Consider the following 26,934-nt stretch of genomic DNA (forward strand, 5'->3'; position numbering starts at 1 on the left):
ATGGTCGTCGTCCTCGGTCTACTACTCGCGCTCGGGCTGCTGGGCATTCTTCGGCTGGCCAGGGGGCTAACGCTCATCCCTGCTGGGTTGCTGCAGCTGCCACGCCGGCGCTCTAGCCGTGCTCTGAGTTCGAAGGAGAAGCGGACCATCATCACGGGCGTCGTGGTCGGTGCCGTGATCCTGATGGCCACTCGGAACCTAGTGTTCGCCGTTATCGCCGGTTCCGCGGTGGTGCTGTGGCCGATGATTGCTGGCGGCGGCAAGGCCGAACGTGCGGCGTTGACCAAGCTGGAGGCACTGGCGCAGTGGACCGAATCGCTGCGCGATCTGGCGCAGAAGGACTCCGGCCTGGAGTCGGTGATCCCGAAGACCGTTGACGGCGCCTCCGACGTGCTAGTCGCCCCACTGCGACGGATGTCGCGGAGCCTGAGTGTGCGGGTGCCGCTGCCGGAAGCCCTCAGCCGGTTCGCCGACGATGTGGATGACGCCAAGGCCGACCAGGTGGTCGCCGCGCTCGCGCTGGCGGCACGCCAACGGCAAGGGCGCCTCTCGCGCGTCCTCTCGGCGCAGTCGAAGTCGTTGCGTGAGGAGCTCGAGATCCGAACCAAGGTGATGCGCGAGCGCAACAGCATCCGCCGTGAAGCGGCACAGGTGGCCGGCCTCAGCGCTGTGCTGATCTTGGCCGCATCACTGTTCGCCCCTCCGTCGCTACCCCACGGTGAGACCGGCGCGGCTGCGCAGCTTCTCCCGCTCGCGCTGGCGGGCGCGTACCTGTTCGTGTTCAGCCGCGTCAAGAAGCTCGCTGAGCCGGAGCAGGAGCCGCGATTCCTGTCCAGCTCCGCCGAGGTGCTCGACGCGGCCTCGTATCAGCCCAAGGTGGTGAAGACACTGTGACCGCGGTCGTCGTTCTTGGAGCACTCCTCGGGCTTGCGCTGCTTCAGCTGCGCTGGCTCGCGTTCCCACCGGCCCCCGACCTGATCGGAGAGATCGAGGACTGGCGCCGTGGCCGCGAAAGGGCCACGCAGCGTGCCGCCGGTGGGCCGGCCCCCGTCTCCCCGATCGGCCGGTTGACGCGATGGGTGGTCGAGACGGTCGATCACTACCGTCCCGAGTGGCTCACCAGCCTCGCCCCAGACCTGGCCATCACCCAACGCGAGCTACACAGCTGGCTGGCGCGAGTAGTCGGCCTGGCGCTGACCTTCGGCCTGGGACCGACGGTCTTGATGCTTGGGCGCAGGCTCGGCGGCAACGACGTCGCGCTCCAATGGGGCCCGATCATTGGGCTCTTCCTCGGCTCGGCCGCGGTGGTGCTGTCCGTGAGGGATCTACGGACCGAGGCAGCCAAGGTGCGAGGCCAGTTCGTTTGGGGCCTTTCGATCTATCTGGACCTCGTGGCGATGAGCATGGAGGCAGGCAAGGGTCACGCAGAGGCGCTGCCCGCCGCGGCCAAGATGGGTGCCGATCGTGTGGGCGAGGGCCGCGGGCTTCTCTCTGACACGCGAGTGTTCGGCGAGATCCGCTCGGCCATCCAGCGTGCCCCCGAGAAGGCGATCACGGCGTGGGAGGCTCTCGGCCGACTTGGTGAGCGGTACGGGATCCGCGAGCTGGTCAGTCTGCGCTCCAGCATCGAGCTCGCCAACGACGAAGGCTCGCGGGTGAAGGCCTCACTCATTGCCCGCGCCGAGACGATGCGATCTGCCCGGCTGGCGGGGGCTCTGGAGCGCGCCAACAACGCAACCGAGTCGATGCGGCAGCTGACGATGGTCGCCGCCATCCTCGCCGGGATCTACATTGCCGCGCCCTACATCTTGTCCCTCCGCGCCGCTGCGGGAGTGCCCGGCTGAGCTCGGGCCTCTAGGGGCGCCAGCCCGTCAAGACATCCTCACTCGGAAAGGAGGAACCGACATGGTTCAGATGATCAAGATGGTGATGCTCACGCTGTTCATGCGGCTGCAGGCGCGGCCGAAGGACGAGCGGGGAGAGGCCGTGCCGTGGCTCATCGTCCTCGGCGCAGGTATCGGCATCGCCTACTTCGCTGGCGACGCGGTCTGGGACTTCGCCAGGTCACTGGTCGGCAACCTCGGCGGCCAGTAGTCCTGTCGAGCCGACGAGTCGGACCCGAGGCTCATGCCGTGAGTGCACACGCGAACGACCACGCTTCGTCGAGGAGGTGAACCCGTTGGAGAACCAGTCGACTGTAGGGCGCTGGAGCCTGCTTCGACTTCGCACAGGCCGGCGTCAACGGCGGCGCCGCGATGAGCGCGGCACCAGCGGAGTCGTGTTCTTGATGATGGCGACGTCGATGTTCCTGCTGTTCACCATCCTGGTCCAGTACGGCATCAATCTGTACGCCGCCCGGGTTGCCGAGGCAGCCGCCCGTGAGGGTGCCCAAGCGGCTGCCCACTGGGACGGCACTTCGGGAGATGGCTCGTCCACGGCCAAGGAGTACGTCACGCAGGACGGCTCACCAGCCGTGCGTGGCTCGACGGTCAGCGCGTCTCGCTCGGGGACGGAGGCCCGAGTCACGGTCACAGTTCAGGTCGCGAGCGTGCTGCCTTGGATGGACGATCCGATTACCTCAACAGCGACCGCCCCGGTCGAGAGGTGGACGCAGTGAGCGTCAATGGCACGCGCGACGTGCGCTGCCGGCGGGCTCGGCTTGCCGAGCGTCGGCGGCGGGACGAGCGAGGGTCGGCTGCGGTGGAGACGCTCCTCATGGCCTCGGCCGCGCTGGGACTGGTGCTGGTCGTGGTAGCGGCGGGCCGATACGTCGATGGGTCAGCTCAAGCCAACGATGCGGCCTACGCAGCTGCCCGGGCGGCATCGCTGGAGCCAACCTCCGCCGGCGGTATGGAGGCCGGCCGACAGGCTGCTGAGACGGCCCTCGCAGAGCGTGGGAAGAGCTGTCTGAACCTCTCAGTCTCTTTCGCGGGCAGTGACTTCGCCCCAGGTGGTCAGGTGATCGCTCGCGTGTCCTGCACCGTCAGCCTCGTCGACACCGGCGCACTCGGCCGCCAGCTGGGCCTACAGCCCAATCGGGTCTTCACCGAGCAGGCGGTCGTTCCGATCGAGACCTATCGCAGCGGGAGCAACCAGTGAAGCGCGCTGGTCGCGCGGTGCAGGTTCGTCTCCGGACTGTGCTCCGACGTACGGCACACCGACGTGAATGCCGGCGAGACGAGCGCGGCGCGGCAGCCGCCTGGACGCTGATCTTGGCGTCGACCGCGTTCGTTGCGCTCCTCGGCTTGGTCGGCGGCGGGGGAGAGCTGATCAACGACAAGGTCGAGGCCAAGCGCGCCGCTGAGCAAGCCGCGCGAGCGGGAGCCGACGAGCTCTCGGCGTCGGCAGTGCGATCCGGCAGCGACAAGGTCGATGTGGGTGCAGCGATCGCCCGCGCCAAGACGGTTCTTCGTCAATCCGGATGGTCGGGCACGGTGCGTGTCAACGGCAGCGAAGTCATCGTCACGGCAACTGACACCCGTGAGCCCGAGTTCCTACGGCTGCTTGGCGTGGGCGCGGTCCAGATCCACGAAACCGGATCGGCCGACGCGATCTCCACCCCGAGCGGCTGAGCAAGAAAGAGGTCCCAACATGTTCAGCAGGTTCCTGCGAGGCCTCGGCGCCCTCTTGGTGCTGGTTGCGCTCCTGGTCGGCGCGCCCCTGGCATTGATCGCCTGGATCGGGAACCCCTGGCCGCCGGGCGGCTGGTCCGAGGTGCAGCTGCTCACCACCCGCACGCTGTACGGGGCGCTGGCCGTGATCGGTTGGGCAGCGTGGGCTCAGATGACCGCTTGCATCCTGGTAGAGGCAGTCTCGGCCATCAAGTCGATACGCGAGCGGGGTCTCATCGCCACGGTCAACCACGGCCCCGACACGGAGCAGGTGAAGTTCGCGGCAAGCGGGCAGCAGCGATTCGCCAGGCTCCTGATCACCTGGGTCGCCGCCCTCGGCATCGGGGCCGGCACCGTGGCCTCGGCCTCCGCGGCAACCCCTGGTGCTCACGTCTCCGACTATCAGGGAAGTCACGCCGCGACCTCCCAGACCCAGCCCACGCGGGAGGACGCCGGGCAGCGGCCGGCCGTCACGACGTCCGAGCCCACTACGTTGTGGAAGCTCGCCGAGACCCACCTCGGCGCAGGCAGCCAGTGGCGCCAACTACTTGATACCAATCGCGGAATCACCTTGGCCGATGGCACCACCTTGGCCAATGGCACACAGACCATCCCGTCCGGCAGCACGATCCGGCTCCCCGCCAGCGCCGTCGCGCACACCGGCCCACAGAAGCAGGCGCCGGCCGACGACTACACCGTCCGCCCCGGCGACAACCTCACTGACATCGCACGCAGCCACGGCCACGGGGACGACTGGACGCCGCTGTACGAGGCGAACAAGGAGGTCATCGGGGACGACCCGGACCTGATCTACCCCGGCCAGGTGCTTGTCATCCCAAGCAGCACCGGGAGCGTGGAGGACCGGACCGGCCCCGGAGCCGATGAGCGTGCACCTCACGTTCGTGAAGGCACCCCAGACGAGGCCCCCGGGGGCGACACCGTCGGGCAACAGGCCGAGGACGCAGAGAGCGCCCCTGGCGGCATGGGTGCCACTCGCCAAGGAGACCGGGAGCATCCACCAGTCGTGCCGGCCGGCCCCGCCACAGCCGAGCATGGGACGAACACTTCCCTGCAGAACCCGTCTGCCGCGGTGGCTGCCCAAGCCGTTGACGTCGAGGATGGCGGTATCAGCGCCCTCAGGGCCCTGCTCGCAACCGCCGCCTGTCTGTCGGCCGGCGCGCTCGGTCTGCTGGCCTTCAACCGGCGGCGTCAGTTCCGAACCCGTCGGATCGGCCGCACGATCGCGGCGACACCGGCCGAACTGGCCGACGTTGAGCAGGCAATCGTCGAGCACGGCAGCGAGGCTCAGAAGGATGTTGAGTTCCTCGACAGGGCACTGCGCCATGTCGCCGCCTCTTGCAAGATCGCTCGCAGCCAGCTGCCCCAACTCGGCGCTGCCGTGCTTGGTGAGGACGACCTGACGCTTCTGTTCACTAGCCCCGCCGTCTCAGAGGCCCCCGAGGGATGGACCGCCTCCGACGACGCGCGGGCGTGGATTCTGCCGCGCGACACCTACCTGGAGGAAGACCTGGAGGCCCAGCCGGCGCCCTACCCCGCGCTGGTGAGCATCGGCCAAGGCGAGGCTGGCCACACGTGGCACCTCGATCTGGAGACCATCGGCCTGTGCGGGATCGGGGGAGATCCAGAGCAGGTTGCCGGCCTGGCCCGCTTCTGGGTCGCCGAGCTCGCCGTCAACGAGTGGGCCGAGGGCTGCGAGGTCCTGCTGGCCGGCCAGTTTGGAACGGAGATGGTCCGGCTGAACCCCGCCCGGCTGCGTCACGTCGACCGCAGCGAGGCGCTGGCCCGTGCAGCGGCCGTGACTGGCGAGATTGACCAGGTCGAGGAGAACCTCGACGCAGACGTCCTCTCCCGTCGCCGCGACGGGTTGGTGTTGGACAGCACCAACCCGGTGGTGGTCGTGGTGGACTCCAGGCCAAGCGGAGACCTGGCCGACGACCTCGAGAGCCGCGACCGTTCGCGGGTGGTTGTTGTGCACGGCGACGAGGAGGCCCCGGCGGTCGAGTTGCGAAGCGACGGCACTGCCTACCTGCCGTTGTGGGGGATCAGCGTGAAGGCGTTCTCGATGACGCCCGAGCAGGTTGAGCCTGTAGCGGAGGTGCTGGCCGCGACTCGCAACCTCGAGGACGAGCCAATGCCGAACATGAGCTCCGACGAGGGGCCGCTGGGCAAGTACGCCCGGGCCGACGGGTCGCTGCGTGATGAGTACACGAAGCCTCGGTCCACCGAGGGCAATGACCCCTCATCGCTCCTGCCCGACGCCGACGAGGTGTATCTGGCCACCGCCGCGACCACGGCAGAGGACCTGGCGGTGGCGGCGCCGAGTCTTCCGGAGGATGTCCGGGCAGAGATCGAAGCTCTCGACCCGACCCTGACCGAGGACCTTGCCGACTGGTTTGACGAGACCTCTCCCCGGCCCAAGGTGCGGCTGCTCGGGCCGGTCGACGTCAGAGTGCACGGTGGAGGCGATCCGGCCTCGTTGAGCAACCTCGCCGGCACGATCTCCTTCATCGCCTACCTCGCCTGCCAGGACCGCGGTGTGACCGCTGAGAGAGTCGCGGAGGCCTTCGGTTGGAAGACCACCCGTACGGTTCAGAACCGGGCGACCGATGCCCGCTTCCTGCTGGGAAGCCGACCTGACGGTGGCGACTGGCTGCCGGAGGCGGGAGCGACCGAGAGCGCCCGAAGGGGCACGCCTACGTACGAGCTCGTCGGCGGCGCAGGCGGTGTGCTGGTCGACTTCGACCTGTTCCGCCGCCTTCACTTCCGAGCCCGGAAGCGGGGTGACGCGGGCTGTGAAGAGGACCTGGTGACCGCGCTGTCGCTGGTCGACGGCGCGCCGTTCGAGGCCTCGACCGACCGCCGCTTCCCGTGGCTGTTCAAGGGCCAGCGGCACGATGACATCATGAGCTCGGCGATCCAGAAGGTGGCCCACGTCCTTGCGACCCGGGCTGTCACCGAGGGCCGAACGGACCTTGTCCGGCTGGCATGCGAGGCGGCCCGCAAGGCGAACCCATACAGCGACGTAGCGTGGCTGGATCTGGCCGCAGCCGCAGAGGCCGAGTCGGGTCGTGCGGCTGCCGACGAGCTGGTGCGCGAAAACGTGGTGGACCGGTTCGACGAGGATCTCCCGCCGCGTACCGAGACGGTCCTAGACCAACGGGACTGGGCTGCTGGATAGCCCCATCGAGCTCCTTATCGGACGGCGTTTCGGCCCCGTCTCACCGGTTCGGTGAGACGGGGCCGGGTCTATTTCGGGGTCGTCGCGAGGCCCGTCGCCAAACTTTTTCGACTTTCTTCCGGAGTCAGTTGGTGAGCGACCGCACCCACTCTGACCTGCGGTTTTGTGCTTGGTGAGCGGGTTTGGTGAGCGGACGCCAAGCCGCTCAGGCGACTGGTGAGCGAGTTTGGTGAGCGGGGTGGTGAGGGGTCGGTTCTGCAGTAGGCGCGTCCTGATCGCCTGTCTCGGAGGACCGCCATGTCGGCCAGTCACCCCACCCACGGTGTCACCGTCGGTGCCGCATCCCACAGCCCGGTCTCGCGGCCGTCCTCGAGCGAAGGGCAGCACCAGCGACGCCGAGCCCAAAGCGGCCTGGCCACCTCGGTCATCGGCAGCCTGGAGCGGTCCGGGAAATGGGCCGAGTGGCAGCAGGCCGAACCCCGCCTCGCCGGGTTCGCCAGCCTCGAGGAGGCTCGGGAGGCATGGCGCCGCCGCGACGAGCGCTGCTACCAGGTGGTGGCCGGCCTGACCGCTCTCGGGTCCCGTCGCGGCGCCGACGATGACGACGCCGCCCTCGCGGTCGCGGTGTTGCTCGAGGACGGTGTGAACCGGGTGGCCATGACTCTGAGCGACCTGTGCGAGATCGACGACGTGAACGCAACGGTGTGGGAGGAGGTCAAGGGTGCCGAGCCGCAGCTGGGCTCCCACGCGGCCACCTACCTGCTGCGGAGGACCCGGCAGCGCCTCAGCCGCCCTGCAGCCGGCATGGTCTCTCGCGTCGCGACGACGTCGCTGGAGGGTGGCCGCGTCACCGAGAACGCTCAGGGCAGCTCGACGAACGACACTTGGGTGCACAACGCCGGAGATCGGGACGCGCTCATCGCCGCGCCCGAGGTCGAGGACCCGGTCGAGGACTTGACCGACCTGCTCATCTGGGCGCGCAAAGTCGGCGTTGTCGCCACCGAGGAGATCGATCTGCTCGTGGAGCTGCTCGCCGCTGAGAACGACGGCATGGCTCGCGAGGAGGCCCAGCGGGTCGTCGGCGAGCGCCACGGCGTCGCGATGCGGACGATTCGCCGTCGCCGCGACCGAACCACCGCCCGCCTCCGAGACGCCGCCCCGAAGTACCTGGCCGCCATCGCCTGACCACGCCGGTCAGCCTTATCGAAGAACTTTCCCGCGCCCTGTCCGATCCGGACAGGGCGCGGTTGCTTCTCCGAACATGAGCGAGCAGGCACACAGCGCATTCACCATCTCCGAGCCGACCCCCGAGGTCGTCGCGCAGCTGCTGGACGTGGTGGCCACCCACAGCGTCGACCACGCTCTGAGCGATATCGAGCAGATGATCGCCCGCCTGCGCGCCGACGCCGAGGAGGCGGCCGAGGCACGTGAGGTGCTCCGCAACACACCCGCCGATGTGCTGCGCGAAGCGCTGCGCCTTCGGGCCGCCAGGATCGAGACCGCACGATGAGCACCAGCACCACGACGCGGTACTCCACCCGGGAGCTCCAGGCCGCGGCCGCCGCGCTCGCGTCCGGCCAGTTCTCCACCGCCACGCGGCCCCAAGTGACGACCGGGGCGGTCGAAGACCACGACCAGCAGCCGACCGGCGAGGTCAGCGCCCCCAGCGTCAACGGCGACAGCGAACGTGCCCAGCGTGTCGAAGGCAAGGCGAGCACCCCGGGCGCCGGGACCGTATCGACAGTGCCCGGCCCGCTCGTGCGGGTTCGAGCAGCCAACGCCGGTGCAGGCGCCTCGACGATCGCGCTCGCCCTGGCCGATGTCGCCGACGCCGCCGGTGTGCGCACCCGGGTGCTTGATGCGGCCGCGCCCGCCTGGTCAGGGCTGCTGGGTGCCACAGTCACCGAACTCGGCGCCGCCGAAGGATGGCGCCGCGGCCGCCGCGGCGACGGCGTGATCATCGACCGCGTCGAGGACCCGGTTCGGATCCCCGGAGAGGTGCCCAGCCCACGGCCCGTGGACGGCGTCGACCTGACGGTTCTAGACGCCGGCTGGTCGATGCGGGAGCTCGGCACCGCCGGTGTGGATTCCTGGGTCGCCACGGCCCCCGCGGGTGTCGAGGTCCTGGTGACCCGACCGCATGGACTCGCGCTGAGCCAGACCGAGGCGGCGCTGGCCGACCTCGAGGACCAGCTCGCCGCAGACGGGGTCGTGATCGTCGTCGTGGGGGCGAGCCGCTGGAGCGACCGCGAGTTCGCACCGGCCGGCCGGCTGCTGCGCACCGCGCGAGAGCAAGAGGCCGTCCTGTTCGCCCCGCTGCTGCCCGCCAAGGCCCTGCCGGGCCTAGGCCCCGACCCGCTGCCCAAGCAGCTCACCAGCCCCTCCCAGCGCCTGCTGGAGCGGATCACCACCATCACCGGACCGCTGACGGCGAACCGGACCTGAGAGGAAGAAGGAGAGAAATGATCATCGAGACCATCTCCGAGGTCGCCACCCAGCTCGCGGCCGCCGGAAACATCAAGGCCGAAGGCGTCGGCAACGTGTGCGCTCAGGCCCCGACAGGGGTGAAGCCGTACGTCAACGACATCCTCGGCTGGGTCAAGTACGGCGTGATCGCCATCATCATCGGCGCCGGCTTCGCCTCGTCGGGGGCGCTGATCGTCGGGAAGTTCGGCCAGATGGGCAGGGCCGCGCAGATCGGCGCGTCGGGCCTGTTCTGGACGGTGATCGGCGCGATCGCGTTCGTCTGCATCTACGCAATCCTCAACGGCATCGTCGGGAACGGCTGCTGACATGTTCGACCGGACCCGCCACGTCTACCAGTCGAAGCTGGTCGACCCCGACACCGAGTGGACCCGCCGCCGACTTCAGATCCTGCTGGGATCCGTGGTTGTCGTGGTGCTCGCCATGGCGGCCGGCGGCCTGTGGTCGGTGGTCAGCATGCTCAGCGGCTCCTCGGCTGGCGGCGCCACCGGGTCCGATTCGGCGCAGTCTGACCAGGACCAGCTCGCCGCCAAGCAACTGCCTGAAGCTCCCTTGGAGGCCGCACAGCCGGGAAGTCTGTCGTCGGGCGAGACCGGCACGATCGAGATCCCGGCACCCATGGAGGTTGGAGAGGTCGGTGTCGCCACCGGTTTCCCGCACACCCCGGAAGGGGCACTGGCTCAGCTGGCCGCCATCGACACGACCGCGCTGACCTCCGCGTCGGTTCGGGTTGCCCAAGAGGTCATCACAGCGTGGGCCGCGCCCGGCGGTCCGACGGCGGAGAGCTGGTCGGGGGTGCAGGGCTTGGCCGCACTCTTGGAGTCGGCCGGAATGTCCTCGGAGGCGCAGAACACGATCACGATCGGCGCAGAGCCGAAGATGGGGTTCATCAAGGGCACGGTCGGTGATGACTTCGTCATCCCGTGCATCGACTTCATCATCACCGCCACCACGTCGGCGGGGCCGCCGCAGCAGGTCGCGGCCGCCGACTGCCAGCGCATGGTGTGGCAGGACGGCCGGTGGGTGATCGGGGAAGGGGAGGAGCCGGCGCCGGCACCGTCGCTGTGGCCCGGTTCGCAAGCATCCTTCGACGCCGGTTACCAGTGGCTGGAGGTGCCGCAGTCATGAGCGCCGACACGATTGCGGGCATCGTCCCGATGGTCGACCTCAACCCGCTGCACTGGCTGGGGGACCAGGCCAAGGAGGGCCTGGCCGACGGGTTCACGTCGATGATGATGGCGATCTGGTCGGGCGCCCTGTGGCTACTCGAGACCGCCTTCGGTCTCATCGACAACTTCACCCCCAACGTGGCAGACCCCGACCTGGCCAAGCTGTACTCGGTCACCTTGTGGATCGCGCTGGTGATCGCACTGGTGATGGCGTTCGGCCAGATCGGCCTCGCGGTCATCAGGCAGGACGGTCGCGGGTTCGGCACCCTGGCGGCGGGCGTCGTCCAGTACGGCGTCGTCCTGTCCTGCTGGGTCACCGTGAGCGCGGGGTTCATCGCCGCCGCCTCCGGACTCACCAAGGGCATCCTGAACACCCTGCTCGACGTCGACAGCTTCTCCGGCTACGCAGCCGGAGACGGATTCGTCGACCACGTCTCGGGCACCACCCAGGCAGCCACGCTCGGCATCTGTGCGCTGTTCATCCTGATCCCGGCCGCCTTCGGCCACATGGTGATCATGATGGTGCGCTCGGCGGCGCTACTCATCCTGGTGGCCACCATGCCCATGGCGGCCGCAGGAGCACTGTCGGAGGGCACCAAGTCGTGGATGTGGAAGTCCGTCCGCTGGTTCCTGGCCTGCGTGCTGATGGAGCCGCTGCTGGCGCTCGTGGTCGGGATGGGCACCCAGTTCGCCTGGGCCGGCATGCCCGACGGTGAGGAGCAGGGGCTCGGGAACAACCCACTGCACTTCGCGTCGACGTCGGAAAACATCGGCATGTCCGTGGTGGGCTCGATCATCATGCTGGTGGCCTGCTTCATGCCGCTGGTGCTGTTCCGGCTGCTGGCCTTCGTCGATCCCGGCACCGCCTCGGGGGCGTCGTTCCGCTCGACGATGGACGCCAACGGTGGCGCCGCCGGGCTGTTGAAGGGCAAGGGCGCCGGCGCCCAGGCCACCGGCTCGGGTGCTGCGAGCGAAACCGCGTCGGACGGTCGCACCAGCTCCGAGAACGGTGCTGAGGCTGAAACCGCGAACCGGTTCCAGTCCTCGGGGTTCAAGAAGTTTGGCGGCAAGGTCGGCGGGATGGTCGGCGGCGCGATGGAGAAGACGGGCAAGGTCGCCCAGGCCGGTGCCTCGATGAGTGTCGACGTGCTCGGCCAGTCCGGCATCGGCAACCAGGGCTACTACCCGACCGATCACACCCCGAAGCAGAAGCGACAGGGGCAGCCGGGGCAGAAGCTCCGGCCGCTCAACGACACCAACGGCGACGGCGTCGCCAACGACCTTCCCCCCGAGGCTCAGGTCGCAGTTGAGGACGGAGCGTTTATCGCATGAGCGTCTACGGAGCATCAGCAACCCGCGACCGACAGGCCTGGCTGTTCGGCCTCACCGGCCCGCAGTTCTTCATGGTGCTAGCCGCCGGGTTCCCGACCTGGATGGCGATCGCCATCGGGCAATGGCTCGCGCTGGTGGGCCTCGTCCCCATGTGGGGCCTAGTTGCCCTGCTGATCTGCCTGCCGATCCGGGGCCACTCGGCCTTCCAATGGATCGGCGTGCTGTTCCGCCACCTGGCCGGGGCAGCGTTCGGTTGGTCCCGATTCCAGTCCAAGGCTGCTGCCGGCGACCTCGACCTGGGCGACGCCGACGACGAGGAGGACGACGGTGACGCGGGCGAGGCAGACCTGCCCGGCATCCTGGCGAGCATCCAGATCCACGACGGCCCGCCCATGACCGGGCAGACCGCGCGGCCGGCGATCATTCAGAACCATGCGACCCGCACCTGGGCGGCCACTGCGCGGGTCGTGCACCCCGGCATCGGGATGAGCGACGACGCCGACCGGTTCCGCATGGGCGCAGGCCTCACCGAGATGATGGAGGCTGCGACCGCCGGTAACCAGATCGACCTGATCGTGGTGCAGGTGCGCACCATCCCCGACGACGGCACCGAGCGCGACGAGTGGGTGCGGCACAACGCCCGCCCCGACGAGCCCGAGGTGTCGGCCCGGGTCAACGCCCAGCTGGAGGCGATGACCGCCGGCGCAGCGGTCCGGCGCGAAGCGTTCGTGACCGTGGTGGTTCGTGAGGACGTCATCAACAAGGACGCCAAGCGCGCCGGCCGCGGCGTAATGGGTCGGGCGCGCATCCTGTACTCGGTCCTGGCCGAGGTCGAGGCGCGGCTGACCGGCTCAATCGGATGCACGCGCGTGAACTGGCTGGACAGCTCCGAGCTCGCCGTGGCGATCCGTACCGGATTCGAGCCAGGCGATGCGCCCGCGCTCGCGGACGCGGCGATCCACCACCGCGAGGACCCCTCGATCGCGGCCGGCGTGCCGCTTGGGGCGGCCGGCCCGACCAACGCGTCGACCGCCCTGCGGTCCTACCGGCATGGCGAATGGGAGTCGATCTCCTCCACGATCCTGTTGCCACGCAAAGGTGCCCGGATGGGTGCGCTGGCGCGCGTGCTGGTGCCCTCCCAGCCGGGCGAGCGTCGCGCGCTCACCGTGTTCTACCGGCCGGTCTCGCAACAGGCCGCCGACCGGGCTACCGGCCGGGCGCAGATGTCCGCCGTGATGGCCGGCACGATCCGCACGAAGGTCGGCAAGGTCGAGCGGGCTAAGGACCGTCAGTCGGTCGGCAGCCTGCACGAGCGAGACGAGAAGCTCGAGATGGGCCGCTCGCTGGTCAAGGTGTCCTCCGCAGTCTCGGTCACTGTTCCGGCCGGCTGGAACGTGCAGGACTTCGGCCGTCGACTCGACGCCTCGATCCGCATCAGTGGATTCACCCCGCTCCCCCTCGACGGGGCACACGACGCGGCGTTCGCCGTGTCCGCCATCCCGCTGGGGGTGGGCCTGCCGAAGAAGCGCCGCTAACCCGAGAGCACGCAGACCGGCAAGGCCCGCAAAACTGCCCGGTCGTCAGATGTCCGATCTGGCGGCCGGGCGGTTGCTTCTCCGGGCATGGGAGCACCCGCCTGGAAGGGAAGCCTGTGATGTCCACACGACCGAGGGCCCGAACGCCCAAGAACCGACGGAGGACGCTGTCCGCGTACGCCGGGCAGGTTCTCGCCCCTCTCACGTGCCACCAGGCGCGAGCGAGCTCGCCCGGCGCCACGGGGGAGTGGTGAGCGTGGCGGCGACCAAGAGCCCCGCTCGAGGTGGCGGAAAGACCTCCCGGCCGGCGGCGCGGACGATCGACGACCTGCTGTCGGACTTCGGGACCACGATGCCGCGCAAGGCGGCACCGGTCGAGGAGCCGCCGGCGGAGAAGCTGTTCCCGGGCTCGGTCAAACCCAACGGCGTCCGCCGCATGGGGCACGGGTGGGCCGCGACGATGCCGCCACTGGCCGGCTACCAGATGACCTCGGAGGAGACCCCGGTCCTGTGGCCGCTGATCTCCGGCGACGGGCTTCCGCCGTGGGGTGCGGAGATGGGCTACGACGTTCTCTCGGGCGGCAAGTTCTACTGCGACCCAATGGGCTGGGTCCTCGACGACTCAATCCCGGTGACCAACCCGAACATCTTCATCTTCGGCAAGCCGGGCCGCGGGAAGTCGGCCACCGTGAAGGCGTTCATGCTCCGGATGATCCGCTACGGCTACCGGTCCCTGGTGCTCGGCGACGTCAAGGACGAGTACGAGGACCTGGCCAGGTTCCTCGGAGTGGAGCCGTTCCGCATCGGCCCGGGCCTCGCCGGACGGATCAACCCGCTCGACCTCGGCCCACTCGGGGTGGACTGGGAGAAGCAGACACGCGAAGAGCAGCACCGGCGCGCCAACGTGATCTTCAACCGCTGGCTGTTCCTGATCCGCGGCCTGATCGGCTCCCAAGGGGTGACCTTCACCCCGACCGAGGAGCGGGTCATCAACAAGGTGCTACGGCACATGACGGGCTGGTCGGTGGGTGCCTCCCGACTCACGCCGGTCACGATCCCGCAGGTGTGGGCGGCACTGGACACGCCCAGCGACGATCTCGTGTCGGACTGTCGCTACTCCTCCCGGCAAGACTTCTTCGACGGCACCCGGCCGCTGCGAGACGCCCTCGGCGCCCTGTGCGAAGGATCGCTGCAGGGCATGTTCGACACCGAGTCGACCTTCCACCCCGACTGGCGGGCACCGATCCAGACCCTGTCCCTGCGGTCGCTGCACGAGACCGGCAACAAGGTCGCCGTGGGCATCGCGCTGATGTGCCTCAACTCCTGGGGGCAGGGCATGCGGGAGACCGCATCGGCGGGCGACCGGCGCATCGTGCTCCGCGACGAGGCGTGGCTGCAGACGCGGCTCTCGCTGGATGCGGTGATGGCGCTGGACGCCAACCTGAGGCTCTCCCGCACTGAGGGCGACATCCAGCTGGTGACCTACCACAAGCCCTCCGACCCGCTCTCGGCCGGCGACCAAGGCAGCCAAGCCGCCCAGATCGCCAAGGACCTCCTCAACCTCTCCGACGTCCGGATCCTGATGGGCCAGGACGAGTCGGTCGCTGACGAGCTCGGCCGCCTGATGGGTCTCTCGGAGATGCAGCAGAGCGTCATCACCAACTGGGCGATGCAGGAGAAGGGCCGCGCCCTATGGATGGTGGGCGACCAGCGATACAAGGTCCAGACCCTGCTGACCCCTCTGGAGAAGCGGCTGACCTACACCAACGACGCGATCGACCCGGCGGCGTGAATGTTCCCCAGATTTCCGACCGTCTTGCGGCGAACTTGCCCGTGCTCGGCTGCGATCTGAGGAGGCCGTCGTCGTGAAGAAGGGCATCCTGCTCGGCCTGCCGCTGGTGATGATCGCTCCCCTGATGCTGCTGGTGCTGGGCATGGGGAGCGCGAACATCGAGGCGGTCCGCGCGGCGTGCGCCACCACAGCCAACGCGGGTGCGGGCGGGTCCTTCGGGATCGGCACCCTCAACTGGCGCGGCGCCTCGCACTACACGAGGAACCCCCACCCCGGCGAGCGCCCCTATCGCGAACGGGTGCCGAACATGGTCACCAAAATCGGCGCCTCCGCGACCTCGATCATCGGGTTTCAGGAGTTCGAGCCGCCGCAGGCACAGGCCTTCCTCAACGCCACCAACGGCGCCTGGGCGATCGTGAAGGGCAAGAACGGCGGCGGCCAGCCGTCGACCGCGAACGCGATCGCGTACCAGCCGTCCGTGTGGAAGCTCGATGAGGTCCGCTACGTCTCGATCCGGTACGGCGGCCCGGTGATCCAGATCCCGCTGGCCCGGTTCACCTCGAGCGGGGGCCTCGGTTCGGTCTGGGTGCTCAACACCCACAACCCCGCCGGCGCCGTCGGTGGCACCAACGCGATGCGCGATGCCGCGGTCCGTGCCGAGGCCCAGGCCCTCCAGCGGTTGCAGGCCGACGAGCCGAGCACGCCCCTCTTCCTGACCGGCGACATGAACGACAAGACCCGGTTCAAGCGCTTGTTCTTGTCGCTGGCATCGGGCTGGTCGGCCGCCAACCAGAACGACAACCAGATCGACTGGATCATGGGCAGCCCCGGCGTCACGTTCTCCGGGACTGTCGTCGACCGGAGCACCAACGACGGGGCGCACGAGTACACCGACCACCCGTTCGTGCACACCACCGTGCAGCTGGCCGGGCCGACCCCCGGCGCGCCCGGTGGCAGCGCCCCCGGGCTGGGCGTGATGCCCACGGGCATCACCGCGACCCCGGGTGGCCCGGTGAACGGGCAGGTGCTGGTCGCGAACGCGAACATCAAGCTGCGCTCGGGGGCGACCCCGGGCATCCGTGCCCTCGCCGCGCCGTCGCCCGACTTCATCACCCTCAACGAGGTCGAGGACGTGCCGCTGTCGCAGATGAGGGCAGCTGCGCCCGGCTACGACGCCTACCGCGAGAAGCAGCCGGCGGACAGCGACGACGCAGGCCAAGCCATGGGGAGCGCGATCATGTGGCGATCCGACACCTGGAGCCTGCTCGACGGCGGTCGCGTCAAGATCGTCGACGACGACCACACCGTCTTCAAGGGTCAGAACAAGCTCTGGGACCGGTTCGCCACCTGGGGCATCTTCCGGCGATCCGACGGCGCGGTCGTGTCGGTCATCGCGACGCACCACATGACCAACGCCTACCGGTTCCCCCGCCAGTGGGGAAACCCGCCGATGAGCCGCGTCGAGCAGTACGGACTCGGCATGGACTACCTGATCGACCTGGTCGGCGTCCTCGCCCCGTACGGTCCGGTGCTTCTGGGTGGCGACATGAACTCCCACCCCAGCGACGGCCCCAACGCGGCCGCGCCCCGGATGGCAGCGGCCGGCTACCGCTACACCAAGGACTCCGGCGTCATCTACAACTTCTACGCCGCCCCCGTGAAGGTCGCCAGGACCTGGGAGATCAGCAAGGCCGCCGTGCACTCCGACCACCCTGCGCTGTTCACCCGCATGGACATGAACGGCGCCGGCCCGGGCGGGAACGGACCCGCGGGCACAGTGCCCGGTGGCAGCAGCCCGGCAGGCTGCCCGCCATGCCCGACCTTCGGGAACCTCGGCACGGTGCTGCTGCAGAACGTCTCCGCTCCCGGGAACATCGATGCCGCCAAGGTCGCAGCCGCGGCCGCCTACCAGGCAGGGTTCCGCGGCGAGGACCTCGTCACCGCGGTGGCCATCGCCCGCGTCGAGTCGACGTGGGACCCGAGGGCGACCAACGGGAGCCACTTCGGGCTGTGGCAGATCTCCGCGCAGCACAAGGGCAAGGTGCCCGGCTGGAACACCCAGGCCGACATCTTCGACCCCCTCCTCAACGCCAAGTACGCCTTCGCGCTGTACTACGCGCGCCCCGGGTCCGGTGAGGCCAAGTTCGCCGACTGGATCCCCTTCGAGAAGACCGACTACCGCCAGTTCCTCGACGTCGCCCGACAAGCCGTCGCCGCCACCGCCGGCGGCGCCACGAACGTCGCCGACACCGGCTGCACCGCCTCACCGATCCAGGTCGCCGGAGAGCTATCGGCCGCACTCTCGGCCCGCGTCGACGCCATGATGAAGACCTCCACCGGTCTGTGCAGCTTGTCGTGGACCCGCGGCGCACCGTGCACCTACAAGAACCAGTGCCCCAAGGTCGTCGACGCGGTCTACGGCGGTCCCGGCGTCGGACGGGGCTACGGCAACGGCGAGGACGTCGCCCAAGGGATCATCAACGCCGGACTGGCCCAGGCCCACGGAACCGGGCTCGACCCACTCCCGCCCGTAGGCGCCGTGGTCTCCTACAACCGCGGCGACGGCGTCGGCCACGTGGCGATCTACGTCGGCGGCGGCAAGATCTTCGGCAACGACTACGGCTGCGCCGCGAACGGGGTCTACGGCTGCGTGGGGTTCGCCGACGTCCACACCCCGAGCGGCTCGGTCACCTGGGCCCTGCCCAAGCATGCGTTCGACCTCGGCGGCATGCCGGCTGCGGCCGCGTAAGCGGGACGAATCAGAGGCAGCCCTGCAGGATTCCGCAAATCGGATGCGCGCGTGGTGTCCGATCCACGCCGCGCGGAGTTGCCTTTCCAAACATGGACGTACGCATCGGCACCACAGTGGACGGCCGGGCCGCCGGGTTCGACACCACCAACGCCCGGCCCCTGCTGCTGGTCGGCGACAGCGGCCGCGGCAAGACCACCATCGCGCGCTACCTCACCCGGTGGTGGTTGGCGAACACCTCGCGCCACGTGCACGTGTACGCCCAGGCACCCAGCGAGTGGGCCGACTTGCGCTGCGACCCCGCGCGCCCCGACCAGCTGGAGCAGCCAGTCGCTGTCGACTGCCGACCCCGAGCCTGTCTGGTCGTAGTCGACGACATCGACCTGGTCGACGACGATCGACTCGCCCTGCTTCCGCTCGGCGCGGCTCGCACGATCTTGACCTCGCATGGCGGCAACGGGCTCACCGGCCGGCCGCTGCTCAACGACGACACGACCTGTCTGGGCTTGATCCGCCCCGACCACGCAGACCCCGCCGAAGCCGCGGTCCTCGACGGGCAGGGCCGCCTGGACTGGCCGAACGGGACCGTCGCGGTGATCCCCGATCAGCGGGGACCGATGGACTTCCCGTGCCACCGGTGGCAGGCGCCCGCAGGGACGTGGACGGCGGCGGCACGATGAGCATGGAGCGTTCCCGCCAGGCCCGATTCACCAACACTGCCCCCACCCAGGGGGAGTTCACGGTGGCCTTCCTCCTTGCCGGGATCTTCTTCCTCCTGCTCACCCCGCTGGTCGTGCAGGCCCTCGTCGCCTGGATGACAGCGGGCGTCTTCGCCCTGCCGAACGGGCACCTCCTGCAGGCATACGGAGGCCTGCTGCGCGGCCACTACGGCGTGGGTCTGACCGGCCAGGTCGCCGGCGCCCTACCCCCGGACCCGGCGATGTGGACGCTCACCGTCTTTGGCGAGGTCCTCGTGATCGGTTCCGCTGTCGTGGTCGGCATGTGGATGAAGGACCTGACCGGCGCCGGACCCCGGCACGGCCTGGCAACTCCGACCCAGGCCGCGGAGGCGCTCGGGATTCCGCGGCTGCGCAAGAGCGCCGCGGTGATCCGCCCCGACCTCTACGCGCGCTCCGGGCGCCGGACGCGTGCCGACAGCAAGTAGCCGCCACCCAGCCATTAGCCCAACACCGGCAGCGGAAGGAAGCACCATGACAGCCCTCAAGCACGTGAACCCGCACGAGGTGGGCTGGCGCCTCGGCCAGGCAGGCCGCAGCGGACCCGAACTGTGGGTGCCCTTCGACCGCACGACCTGCGTGATCGGCCCCCAAGGCTCCGGCAAGACCCTCGATCTGCTGGTGCCGGCACTGCTGGACGCGCCTGGTGGCGCGCTGGTGACGTTGACCAAGCCCGAAGACCTGTTCCTCACCCTGGAGGCCCGCCAGCGCGATGGACGACCGGTCGCGGTCCTGGACCCGTTCAACCTCGCCCCCGGTGCCCCGGAGCTGGTGTGGGACCCGATCGCGGGGTGCGAGGAGTCGATGCTCGCCGAGCGGAGAGCTAAGGCGTTCGCCGCCGGAACGATCAAGGGCGCCACCGCGCAGTCGTCCGATCAGGCAGCTCGGTTCTACGCCGGGGAGTGCGCGAAGGTGCTGCAGGCCTACTTCCACGCCGCAGCGATCGCCGGCATCGGCCTGGAGGAGGTGCTGATGTGGGTCTCCAGCCCCCGCGAGTACCCCCAGGCAGAGGAGATCCTGCGCACCCATCCCGCCGCAGAACCCCTGTGGGACGGCCTGCTGCGCGGCGCCCTGTACGGCGACGAGCGGACCGCCGGCAACACAATCACCACCGTCCAGCAGGCGATGGCGCTGTTCTTCCAGCGCTCGATCCGCGAACGCTGCGTCCCCTCCACGGCCCGGCCCGCCACTGACCTCGAGGCACTGATCAAGGCAGGCGGCACCATCTATCTGCTGGGCCGCGACGACCCCTACGCCAGTGCCTCACCGCTGATGACCGCAGTCACCGAGCAGATCCTGGACACGGCCAAGCGGCTGGGGGAGACCTCCCCACACGGCCGGCTATGCCCGCCGTTCCTCGCTTGCCTCGACGAGCTGCCCTCGACCGCCCCGATCCCCACCCTGTCGACCCGGATGGCCAACGAGCGGGCCCTCGGGCTCTCCTTCATCCTCGCCGCCCAGACCTGGCGGCAGTTCGTGGTCTGCTACGGCGAGGACGAGGCGCGCACCATCTACGGGCTCTCCAACAACCTGGTGGTCTTCGGTGGCGGCAAGGACATCCGCTTCTATCAGGAGCTCTCTGACCTGATCGGATCGACCAGCCACACCGAGACCCGGTACTCCGCCCGTGGCCACGAGCTGTTCGGCGTCATGGACCGCTCCTACGACCAGCGCCGCGTGCCGATCCTCGAACCCGCCGAGCTGCGCCGCATCGAGCAGCGCAAGGCCCTGGTGCTGGCTGAGATGTACGACCCGATCATCGCGAACCTTCACCGCTGCATCGACGGCAAGCGCGGCAAGCAGTTGCTGGCCGCACAGAAGCGAGTCCGGCGAGTAGCCCGCGGCGACGACGAGGCCGAACCCACGTCCCCTGTCGCGCCTACGGCAGCGACCGAGCCTGTGTCCCGGACCCGGCAGCGCCTCGGGATGCCGAAGTAGGGGAGAGCAGCCGATGACAACGATGCACCCCTCAGAGGTCGCCTCCCGCGCCGCGGCGAGCGGTGCCGCAGCCCCGAACGGAAACGGAATGATGCCGTTGGTCGGGCTGATGGTGCGCCCGTTCCCCGAGCCGGGTCCCACGATCCGCACGGCGATGGAACAACTGCAGCAGGCCACGGTAGAGCCTCCGGCAGACGAGGAGGAGTTGCGCGAGCTCGCGCAGATGCCGCGGCCGTGGGACCCGGCCACGTGCACAGGGCTGATGCGCTCCGAACTGTGGGCGTGGCTGGACCTAGTCGCGATGTGGGTCAACGAGCAACACCTGTGGAACGTGACCCGGCCCGGCATCCCCGAGTGCTGGCCCGCGCACCCCCACCTGGTGCACGACCTCGCGGTCCTCGCCTGCAGCCGCTACTACACCAGCTTCGCCGTCACCCCGGCTGCGTTGGAGGACTGGCATCGCTACGCGCTTCCGGGATTCCTCGAGCGGCTCCGCGACCGGCTCGGCGACGGCTGCCAGCCCGGTAAGCACCAGCCCCGGCCCCGACGCGAGCGCGACGAGAGCCACGCCTCGACACGGGTCCGCCGCGGCCGCAGACAGCGCTACCGCGACGACGTCGAGCGGGCCGGGGAGCTGGCAGCCGCCGCCAGCGAACCCGACGACCCGAAGCCCGAACACGACGACCTTCACGAAAGGTGGTAATGACCATGGCTAAGCCCGACACCAGCCGTCGGCTTCGGCTCGTCGACGAGCAAGACCAGCCCGACGATCTCGTCGAGACACCCGGCGGGGAGCTCACCGCCAAGCAGGCAGCGGCGTTCGCCGCGCTCGTCGCGAACGCGAACCAGGCCGCCGTCGAGCGCACCCTCGATCAGATGAACGCAGAGCAACTGCGGTCGCTTGCGATCGCGCTGGCCACCCAGGTCAACGCCGCCGAAACCGCAACCGGCGAGGTCGCCGACGTCGGCCCCGACGGCATCTGTGCGATCGCGATCGCCACCGCTGCCCAGTCCTTCGGCACCACCCGCGACGCCGTGCTCAGCGCCGACCGCCATCGGGCTGTGACCGACGCCCGCGCCGTCGCGATGACGGCGGCACGCCGCGGCGGACTGACCCTCCCGGCGATCGCCGCCTACTTCGGCAAGGACCACACCAGCGTCATGTACGCCCAGAACAAGGTGGCGAACAACCCGCGTCTCAACGCGGTCTGCGCCCGCATCGTCGACCAGCTCGACGAGCACTACACGGAGCCGACCAGCGTCCCCGCCGAGGTCCCCGACGACGCGCACGGCCGCAGCACCACCTTGCAGCTGGCCGCCCTCGACCAGGCCCGCAGCGACGCGGCCCGTCGCCACCGCGACGAAGACGGCCAGCGGCACACGGTCTCGACTGCACCTGCCCGGTGAAGGGTGGGGTCAGGATGTTGAACCGGGACCAGCAGAACCTGCTCGGCACCCTGGGTGCCGCCATGGCCGCCGATGCTCTGCTGGATCGTCTCCGCGAGCACGGCACGCTGGAGGGTGGCCGGTCGGCGCCGCAGGACGGCTGCTGGATCAGCTACAACCGCAAAGCGGTCTGGCTCGAAGACCACTCCCAGTTCTCCGAGGCCTTACGCGGGGCCGGTGACGCCGGCGCTGCCGACACCGCACAGGCGTGGCGACGTATCAGGCCGAAGGTCGTGCTGAAGGTGACCTGGGCCGAGGCCGCAGCGTACGGCGCGGCCCTGCCGCAGGCGTTGCGCGAGGAGTTAGACACGCTACGGCGCACCGAACGCGACGAGAACCGCAGCTGGAGCGAATTCAGTGACGCTCGCGGGGGCTGGCCATGGCGCCGGCGTTTCGAGTCCGACGAGGAACACCAGGTGGCCCAAGCCGAGTGGGATGAGGCGTACGGAAACCATCTCGTCGCGCTGCGGGAGGTGTGGGACCGCCAGAAGGCCGCGATCGCGCGTGCGCTCCCGCTCACAGTCGACGACGAGCCCACCGACCTGCTCGAGCTTCTCGACCAACAGGCACCGGCGCCGCCCCCCTCGGCTCCGGCCGCACCGTCGACTACGGCCGCCGCGTTGCAGGAGGCGGCGTTGCGCCCTGCCGCCAGCGGGCCGGTTGCGGCTGCCGATCACGGCCTCTTCACGCTGCCAGCCAGCAACCATGGGTTCGCCCGCTGAGCCGCGGACAGCCGCGACGTCGGGCGGCTCTACTACGGTGACGTGCAGGCTGGCCGGAGCCAGCGGGAGTGACGATGCGAGGCCAGGCTGTGCAGCTCGCGGGCGACGAGGTGCTGGATGCAGTCGGGTTCACGCTCTCGCTGATTGTCGCGGTCGGGTTCGTCGCCTTGGTGTGGTGGCTCGGCAAGATCACGAGGCTGTGGTGGCTGCTCGGCGTTCTTCGGGAGCGGTGGCAATCAGGGCTCCCCGGTGCCGGGCCCTGTGAGTGGCCAGGCTGTCCGGCCGACGCGCTGAGGTACGGACGCTACTGCGCCGAGCACGAGTACCAAGAGCGCGTCCGGTACGAGGAGTCTCGACGCTGGTCCTGACCCCAATACACAGGCCTCAGAAGTGTCGGTGCCGGCGGTTAGGTTGCGCTCATGCAGCTCACGGCGGATGAAATCGACCGGTTCTGGTCGTACGTCGTGAAGGGCCCTGGCGAGGCAGACTGCTGGATCTGGACCGGCGCCATAGGCGACGACGGGTACGGCCGCTTCTGGGTCCAATCCCGGTTGCAAGTTCGTCCGCGTGTGTTGCGGCCGCATCGGGTGGCGTGGGCGTTGGCCGAAGGGCAGTCGATCGACCTTCCACCGGTGGTCGAGCACGTCGTGTGCGACAACCCGGTCTGTGTGCGGGCCGACGGCACACTCCTGGATCACTTGGAGGGCTCTACCCAAGCCGCGAACCTGTCGCGGATCGCTCAGCATGGGCGCAGCGGCGCCCGCGGCTACCGGGGCCGGATGCTCGGCCGAGAGGCGATGTATCGGCGGTCGCTGGCACTGCGTGCCGCTGTCGCGGACGGCTGGGACGACGAACGAATCGCGCGTGCCCTCGCCTCGGTCGACGAGGCACAGATGGCTTTGTTCTGACCTGGACCTGCCGGTAGATCGTCGAGGGCGCCGTGGTTCGGCGCCCTCCTCGTTCAATGTTGCCCTACTTCTTCTTCGGCGGGGTGGCGCGGTTGCTGGGCAAGGTTCGAGTACCGCGCGCACGGCTGCCGACCTGAGGCTGTGCTCCGCCATGGCCGGCTGTGTCCCCAAGCGACTTGGGCAGCCTTGAGTCCGGGTCCAAGCCGAGCGCCTTCTTGTACGCGGCGTCTGCGGCCGCCTGCTTCTCTGCAAGCTTCACCAGGCGCGAGTTCGACCTCGTCGACGACGCTGCCCTCGCGGCCTTCTTGACTCGTCTCTTGCTCGCCACGGTCCGAGGGTAGATCGGCGCGTCCGCTTTGCCAGCAGAACGCCGGACCCCGGCCGTGTGCGGGCCAGCCTGCCCCGGTAACGCTGCGATCTGTCGGCACGGTCAGAGAGGATGAGATCTGTGGCAAGTTCGGGTTCGTACCAGTACCTCTATGAGCGTCTTGGCGACAAGCGCTTCCAGCAGTTGTGCGCAGCGCTAGTGCTTGACCGGTACCCGAACGTGTCGGTGTTTCCCGTCGGCGAGAAGGACGGTGGCCGGGACATGGTCTCGGGGACCGGCGAGAACAGGACAATCCTCCAGGTCAAGTGGTCCGGCAACCGGGCCAAGAAGTCGGCCTCGTGGTTGAAGTCGGCAGTGAACGGCGAGGCCGCGAACATCAAGCGCCTCGTGGCTGAGGGCTGCAAGCAGTACGTGCTGATGACGAACGTCGAAGGCAGCGCGGCTCCAGGGAGCGGTACACGGGACCAGATCGAGAAGGTTCTTGACGATTTGGGCAAGCAGTACGGCATCCCCATGTCGTGCGTGTGGGCGGCGGACCTGGACGCCTGGGTCACGAACTCGCCCTGGGAGATCAGGGCGACCTACTTGGAGATGCTGGCCGGCTCCGACCTCCTGCTCGCTCTGCTCGACGCCAAGTCGCTAGAAGAGCGCGAGAGGCGGGAACGCGACATCCTCGTCACTTTCGTCGCCACCCACTGGGACCGTGACAAGAGGGTGAAGTTCCGTCAGGTCGACCTCGCTTCCGACCTACTCACCGATCTGTTCGTCGACGTCACAGCGCACAGGGCCCGCAGTCCGCGGAACACGACTCTGCCCAACATCGATATCGGCGGGCTGGCTCATCACCTCCTGGATCCAGCGGCACCGCCCCTTGCGCTAATCGAGGGAGTGCCGGGACAGGGCAAGTCGACGATCGCTCAATACGTGTGCCAAGTGCACCGGGCCGGCTTCATCGGGCGCCACCAGCTCGCCGACCGCAAGGAGTCGCTGCCAGCCGATGAGGCGGCGGAGCTCCGGGTCGCCATCCGTATCGACCTTGCCGACTATGCCGAGTGGATCGGTGGCCATGATCCCTACGCGAGCACCGACAGCGCGAAGAAGACAAGGCAGCGCACCAAGATCGGCCTGGAGCGGTTTCTGGTTGCTCACTTCGAGCACGCGGCACCCGGACACGAGATCGGCGTAGACGACGTCCGCGCGATCCTGGACAGGTTCCCCACACAGGTCTTCCTCGACGGGCTCGATGAGGTCGCATCCGCGAACCTGCGCGAAACGGTGGTCCGCGAGATCGACGAGTTCACGACCAGGTGGGCTCAGGCACGCCCGGGGAACATGCGGATCGTCGTCACCACGCGTCCGAACGCATCCGGCCTGGCCGAACCTGCCCCGGACATCTTCGAACGACTGGTACTCCAGCCGCTCAGCGAGGCCACGAAGAAGAGGTACCTGCGCCGGTGGGCCGCCGCCCAGCACATCGAGGGGTCGGACCGGCGCACCCTGGAGCGAGTCTTCGGCGAACGTACGGCCGCCCCGCATGTCGCGCAGCTGGCCGCGAACCCCATGCAGCTGACGATCCTGCTCCACCTGATCCGGACCAAGGGCGAGTCCCTCCCCACCGCCCGCACAAGCCTCTACCGGTCATACATGGACCTGTTCCTGGAGCGAGAATCGACGAAGTCGAAGACGGTCCTGGACAACCGGCCAGACCTGGAGGAAGCCACGTCATTCATCGGCTGGCTGATGCAGGCACTCACCGAGGTCGACGCCTCGTCCACCCGGCTACCCGCGCAGCGGATCGTCCGTGAGATCAGGATGTACCTCGCCGGTGTCGAAAAGACCAACTCACCGGTCCAGGATCTGTTCGACGCGATGCGGGACCGGGTGTGGGTCCTGACCAGCAAGCAGTCCGGCACCTACGAGTTCGACGTGCAGTCGATCCGCGAGTTCTTCGCGGCGCGATTCCTTTACGAGTTCGCCGAGGGTGACGAGCACGGCTACGAGCCCGAGGCCGCGCTCGTCGAGCTGCTTCCGCGCGCGTACTGGGCGAACACGGCCCGGTTCCTGGGCGGTCACTTTCAGCGCCGCGAGGTTCCGAGCCTCGCCGAGGCGATCGAGGAGCGCTTCAACGACCTCACAGGGGCGCGGCAGCTGCGGACGACCGTGTGGAGCCTGTTGTGCGACGGGATCTTCAAGGAGCGGACAGCAAGCCAGCGGCGCGTGGCCGAGTTGTTCGCCGATGACCTGTCTGTTCGTTTCCTCGCCCCTGAAGTCAGCGAAGGCGGCAGCCTGCCGGAGCTCCCCGCTGACTTCGGAGGTCGTGACCTCGCGGGCCGCCTTCGCGAGACGATCACGGGGGATGTCGGCTCCCCGTTAACCAGAGCTCGGGCGACGGTCGCAGCCGCGGTCGGAGACCCTGGCGACTTCAACATCTGGTGGTCATCCGAGGTGGGCAAGTCGGTCGGCACGGACCGGGAGGCCCAGTGGCTCGCGGTCGGTCGCCCGCTGGCTTCCGGACAAGGCCTTCCGCGGACCACAATCGAGGCTCTGAGGCTGGACTCGGCCTCGGCTGCCCGCGGCGCGCTCGAGTCCGGCGTCTCGCCGGCCAACGGGACACCACAGGCCCAACGACTGCTGGCGTGGACCCTGGACGGCCACTGCTCTGATGTGGCACCGAAGGGCACGAGCGAGGCCGCGGACCTGCTGCGCGTCGTGGCACCCCATGTGCTGTTGGCCATGGCCAGCGACCAGTCAGCGGCCGGGCGGCTCAATCTGGGCGGGCATCACGTCCCCGGAGTGAGCCAGAGCCAGCGGACTGCGGCGCTGAAGCGGCTCGCAGAGCGTCACCCTGTGCGTCAGGCTGAGGTGAGACACCACTTCTGAGTTCCTTCCCTCTGCACGGGGCGGAGAAGCGAGACACCTGATGACCATGACGTTGGCCGATACGACGGCGTTCGATGATGGGGTGGTGACCCCGAGAGCTGACC

Annotated in this window: 25 protein-coding genes; all 25 read left to right on the top strand. The window is 69.0% G+C overall.

The annotated features are described in order from the left end of the window. The 25 genes from Q1V71_RS14030 (at position 1) to Q1V71_RS14150 (ending at position 26,830) form a co-directional block, all read left to right on the top strand. Entirely contained in the window at positions 1-894 is an 894-nt protein-coding gene (locus Q1V71_RS14030; RefSeq protein WP_300644529.1) for a hypothetical protein, read from the top strand. Continuing rightward, on the top strand, positions 891-1,844 hold the full coding sequence (locus Q1V71_RS14035) for a hypothetical protein (protein ID WP_300644531.1): 954 nt from the start codon (positions 891-893) through the stop codon (positions 1,842-1,844). The genes Q1V71_RS14030 and Q1V71_RS14035 overlap by 4 nt, the downstream gene beginning before the upstream one ends. A gap of 61 nt (positions 1,845-1,905) precedes the next feature. Next, entirely contained in the window at positions 1,906-2,094 is a 189-nt protein-coding gene (locus Q1V71_RS14040; RefSeq protein WP_011776814.1) for a hypothetical protein, read from the top strand. 184 nt (positions 2,095-2,278) lie between these two features. After that, positions 2,279-2,617: a hypothetical protein gene (locus Q1V71_RS14045; protein WP_300644533.1), complete on the top strand. Its 339-nt coding sequence runs from the start codon at positions 2,279-2,281 to the stop codon at positions 2,615-2,617. An 83-nt stretch (positions 2,618-2,700) separates the two neighbouring features. Beyond that, positions 2,701-3,099 (top strand): TadE family protein, encoded by a 399-nt coding sequence (locus tag Q1V71_RS14050; protein ID WP_300644534.1) that lies wholly within the window; start codon positions 2,701-2,703, stop codon positions 3,097-3,099. A 38-nt stretch (positions 3,100-3,137) separates the two neighbouring features. Then, positions 3,138-3,572, top strand: coding sequence for a pilus assembly protein TadG-related protein (locus Q1V71_RS14055; RefSeq protein WP_367280152.1), 435 nt, complete (start codon positions 3,138-3,140; stop codon positions 3,570-3,572). A gap of 19 nt (positions 3,573-3,591) precedes the next feature. Further along, entirely contained in the window at positions 3,592-6,810 is a 3,219-nt protein-coding gene (locus Q1V71_RS14060) for a LysM peptidoglycan-binding domain-containing protein (RefSeq protein ID WP_300644536.1), read from the top strand. A gap of 297 nt (positions 6,811-7,107) precedes the next feature. Next, on the top strand, positions 7,108-7,995 hold the full coding sequence (locus tag Q1V71_RS14065; protein WP_300644537.1) for a hypothetical protein: 888 nt from the start codon (positions 7,108-7,110) through the stop codon (positions 7,993-7,995). Positions 7,996-8,071: 76 nt separating this feature from the next. After that, positions 8,072-8,320, top strand: a complete 249-nt coding sequence (locus tag Q1V71_RS14070; protein WP_300644538.1) for a hypothetical protein — start codon at positions 8,072-8,074, stop codon at positions 8,318-8,320. Continuing rightward, entirely contained in the window at positions 8,317-9,255 is a 939-nt protein-coding gene (locus Q1V71_RS14075) for a hypothetical protein (RefSeq protein ID WP_300644540.1), read from the top strand. Before Q1V71_RS14070 ends, Q1V71_RS14075 begins: the two co-directional genes overlap by 4 nt. A 17-nt stretch (positions 9,256-9,272) precedes the next feature. Next, entirely contained in the window at positions 9,273-9,602 is a 330-nt protein-coding gene (locus Q1V71_RS14080; protein ID WP_011776822.1) for a hypothetical protein, read from the top strand. A gap of 1 nt (position 9,603) precedes the next feature. Beyond that, positions 9,604-10,422 carry a hypothetical protein gene (locus Q1V71_RS14085; RefSeq protein WP_300644542.1) on the top strand — a complete coding sequence of 273 codons (819 nt, stop codon included), beginning with the start codon at positions 9,604-9,606 and terminating at the stop codon, positions 10,420-10,422. Next, entirely contained in the window at positions 10,419-11,795 is a 1,377-nt protein-coding gene (locus tag Q1V71_RS14090; protein WP_043806873.1) for a hypothetical protein, read from the top strand. The genes Q1V71_RS14085 and Q1V71_RS14090 overlap by 4 nt, the downstream gene beginning before the upstream one ends. Next, the gene (locus Q1V71_RS14095; protein WP_011776825.1) at positions 11,792-13,330 is read left to right on the top strand and encodes an SCO6880 family protein; all 1,539 of its coding nucleotides are present in this window, start codon (positions 11,792-11,794) and stop codon (positions 13,328-13,330) included. The genes Q1V71_RS14090 and Q1V71_RS14095 overlap by 4 nt, the downstream gene beginning before the upstream one ends. A gap of 250 nt (positions 13,331-13,580) precedes the next feature. Further along, positions 13,581-15,122, top strand: coding sequence for an ATP-binding protein (locus Q1V71_RS14100; RefSeq protein WP_300644544.1), 1,542 nt, complete (start codon positions 13,581-13,583; stop codon positions 15,120-15,122). 73 nt (positions 15,123-15,195) lie between these two features. Continuing rightward, positions 15,196-17,871 (top strand): endonuclease/exonuclease/phosphatase family protein, encoded by a 2,676-nt coding sequence (locus Q1V71_RS14105; protein WP_300644545.1) that lies wholly within the window; start codon positions 15,196-15,198, stop codon positions 17,869-17,871. A 92-nt stretch (positions 17,872-17,963) separates the two neighbouring features. Next, positions 17,964-18,551, top strand: a complete 588-nt coding sequence (locus Q1V71_RS14110) for an ATP-binding protein (protein WP_300644546.1) — start codon at positions 17,964-17,966, stop codon at positions 18,549-18,551. Between the two features lie 2 nt (positions 18,552-18,553). Beyond that, complete coding sequence (locus Q1V71_RS14115; protein WP_300644547.1) at positions 18,554-19,036, top strand: hypothetical protein; 483 nt, start codon at positions 18,554-18,556, stop codon at positions 19,034-19,036. A 46-nt stretch (positions 19,037-19,082) separates the two neighbouring features. Beyond that, positions 19,083-20,546, top strand: coding sequence for a TraM recognition domain-containing protein (locus Q1V71_RS14120; protein WP_300644549.1), 1,464 nt, complete (start codon positions 19,083-19,085; stop codon positions 20,544-20,546). An 88-nt stretch (positions 20,547-20,634) separates the two neighbouring features. Further along, the gene (locus tag Q1V71_RS14125; protein WP_300644550.1) at positions 20,635-21,249 is read left to right on the top strand and encodes a hypothetical protein; all 615 of its coding nucleotides are present in this window, start codon (positions 20,635-20,637) and stop codon (positions 21,247-21,249) included. A 5-nt stretch (positions 21,250-21,254) separates the two neighbouring features. Further along, positions 21,255-21,953: a helix-turn-helix domain-containing protein gene (locus Q1V71_RS14130; RefSeq protein WP_300644551.1), complete on the top strand. Its 699-nt coding sequence runs from the start codon at positions 21,255-21,257 to the stop codon at positions 21,951-21,953. Positions 21,954-21,967: 14 nt separating this feature from the next. After that, positions 21,968-22,714 carry a hypothetical protein gene (locus Q1V71_RS14135; RefSeq protein ID WP_300644553.1) on the top strand — a complete coding sequence of 249 codons (747 nt, stop codon included), beginning with the start codon at positions 21,968-21,970 and terminating at the stop codon, positions 22,712-22,714. Positions 22,715-22,803: 89 nt separating this feature from the next. After that, complete coding sequence (locus Q1V71_RS14140; RefSeq protein WP_300644555.1) at positions 22,804-23,082, top strand: hypothetical protein; 279 nt, start codon at positions 22,804-22,806, stop codon at positions 23,080-23,082. A 51-nt stretch (positions 23,083-23,133) separates the two neighbouring features. Then, positions 23,134-23,622 (top strand): hypothetical protein, encoded by a 489-nt coding sequence (locus tag Q1V71_RS14145; protein ID WP_300644556.1) that lies wholly within the window; start codon positions 23,134-23,136, stop codon positions 23,620-23,622. 448 nt (positions 23,623-24,070) lie between these two features. Beyond that, positions 24,071-26,830, top strand: coding sequence for a hypothetical protein (locus Q1V71_RS14150; protein WP_300644557.1), 2,760 nt, complete (start codon positions 24,071-24,073; stop codon positions 26,828-26,830). The last annotated feature ends 104 nt before the right edge of the window (positions 26,831-26,934 follow it).

The sequence above is a fragment of the Nocardioides sp. genome (assembly GCF_030149505.1).
Classification (GTDB): Bacteria; Actinomycetota; Actinomycetes; order Propionibacteriales; family Nocardioidaceae; genus Nocardioides.

What these genes read in the sequence shown, in the direction of transcription:
- Q1V71_RS14030 (WP_300644529.1), top strand. Translation starts at nt 1, where the DNA reads ATGGTCGTCGTCCTCGGTCTACTACTCGCGCTCGGGCTGCTGGGCATT.
- Q1V71_RS14040 (WP_011776814.1), top strand. Translation starts at nt 1,906, where the DNA reads ATGGTTCAGATGATCAAGATGGTGATGCTCACGCTGTTCATGCGGCTG.
- Q1V71_RS14060 (WP_300644536.1), top strand. Translation starts at nt 3,592, where the DNA reads ATGTTCAGCAGGTTCCTGCGAGGCCTCGGCGCCCTCTTGGTGCTGGTT.
- Q1V71_RS14065 (WP_300644537.1), top strand. Translation starts at nt 7,108, where the DNA reads ATGTCGGCCAGTCACCCCACCCACGGTGTCACCGTCGGTGCCGCATCC.
- Q1V71_RS14070 (WP_300644538.1), top strand. Translation starts at nt 8,072, where the DNA reads ATGAGCGAGCAGGCACACAGCGCATTCACCATCTCCGAGCCGACCCCC.
- Q1V71_RS14075 (WP_300644540.1), top strand. Translation starts at nt 8,317, where the DNA reads ATGAGCACCAGCACCACGACGCGGTACTCCACCCGGGAGCTCCAGGCC.
- Q1V71_RS14080 (WP_011776822.1), top strand. Translation starts at nt 9,273, where the DNA reads ATGATCATCGAGACCATCTCCGAGGTCGCCACCCAGCTCGCGGCCGCC.
- Q1V71_RS14085 (WP_300644542.1), top strand. Translation starts at nt 9,604, where the DNA reads ATGTTCGACCGGACCCGCCACGTCTACCAGTCGAAGCTGGTCGACCCC.
- Q1V71_RS14090 (WP_043806873.1), top strand. Translation starts at nt 10,419, where the DNA reads ATGAGCGCCGACACGATTGCGGGCATCGTCCCGATGGTCGACCTCAAC.
- Q1V71_RS14095 (WP_011776825.1), top strand. Translation starts at nt 11,792, where the DNA reads ATGAGCGTCTACGGAGCATCAGCAACCCGCGACCGACAGGCCTGGCTG.
- Q1V71_RS14110 (WP_300644546.1), top strand. Translation starts at nt 17,964, where the DNA reads ATGGACGTACGCATCGGCACCACAGTGGACGGCCGGGCCGCCGGGTTC.
- Q1V71_RS14115 (WP_300644547.1), top strand. Translation starts at nt 18,554, where the DNA reads ATGGAGCGTTCCCGCCAGGCCCGATTCACCAACACTGCCCCCACCCAG.
- Q1V71_RS14120 (WP_300644549.1), top strand. Translation starts at nt 19,083, where the DNA reads ATGACAGCCCTCAAGCACGTGAACCCGCACGAGGTGGGCTGGCGCCTC.
- Q1V71_RS14125 (WP_300644550.1), top strand. Translation starts at nt 20,635, where the DNA reads ATGATGCCGTTGGTCGGGCTGATGGTGCGCCCGTTCCCCGAGCCGGGT.
- Q1V71_RS14130 (WP_300644551.1), top strand. Translation starts at nt 21,255, where the DNA reads ATGGCTAAGCCCGACACCAGCCGTCGGCTTCGGCTCGTCGACGAGCAA.
- Q1V71_RS14135 (WP_300644553.1), top strand. Translation starts at nt 21,968, where the DNA reads ATGTTGAACCGGGACCAGCAGAACCTGCTCGGCACCCTGGGTGCCGCC.
- Q1V71_RS14145 (WP_300644556.1), top strand. Translation starts at nt 23,134, where the DNA reads ATGCAGCTCACGGCGGATGAAATCGACCGGTTCTGGTCGTACGTCGTG.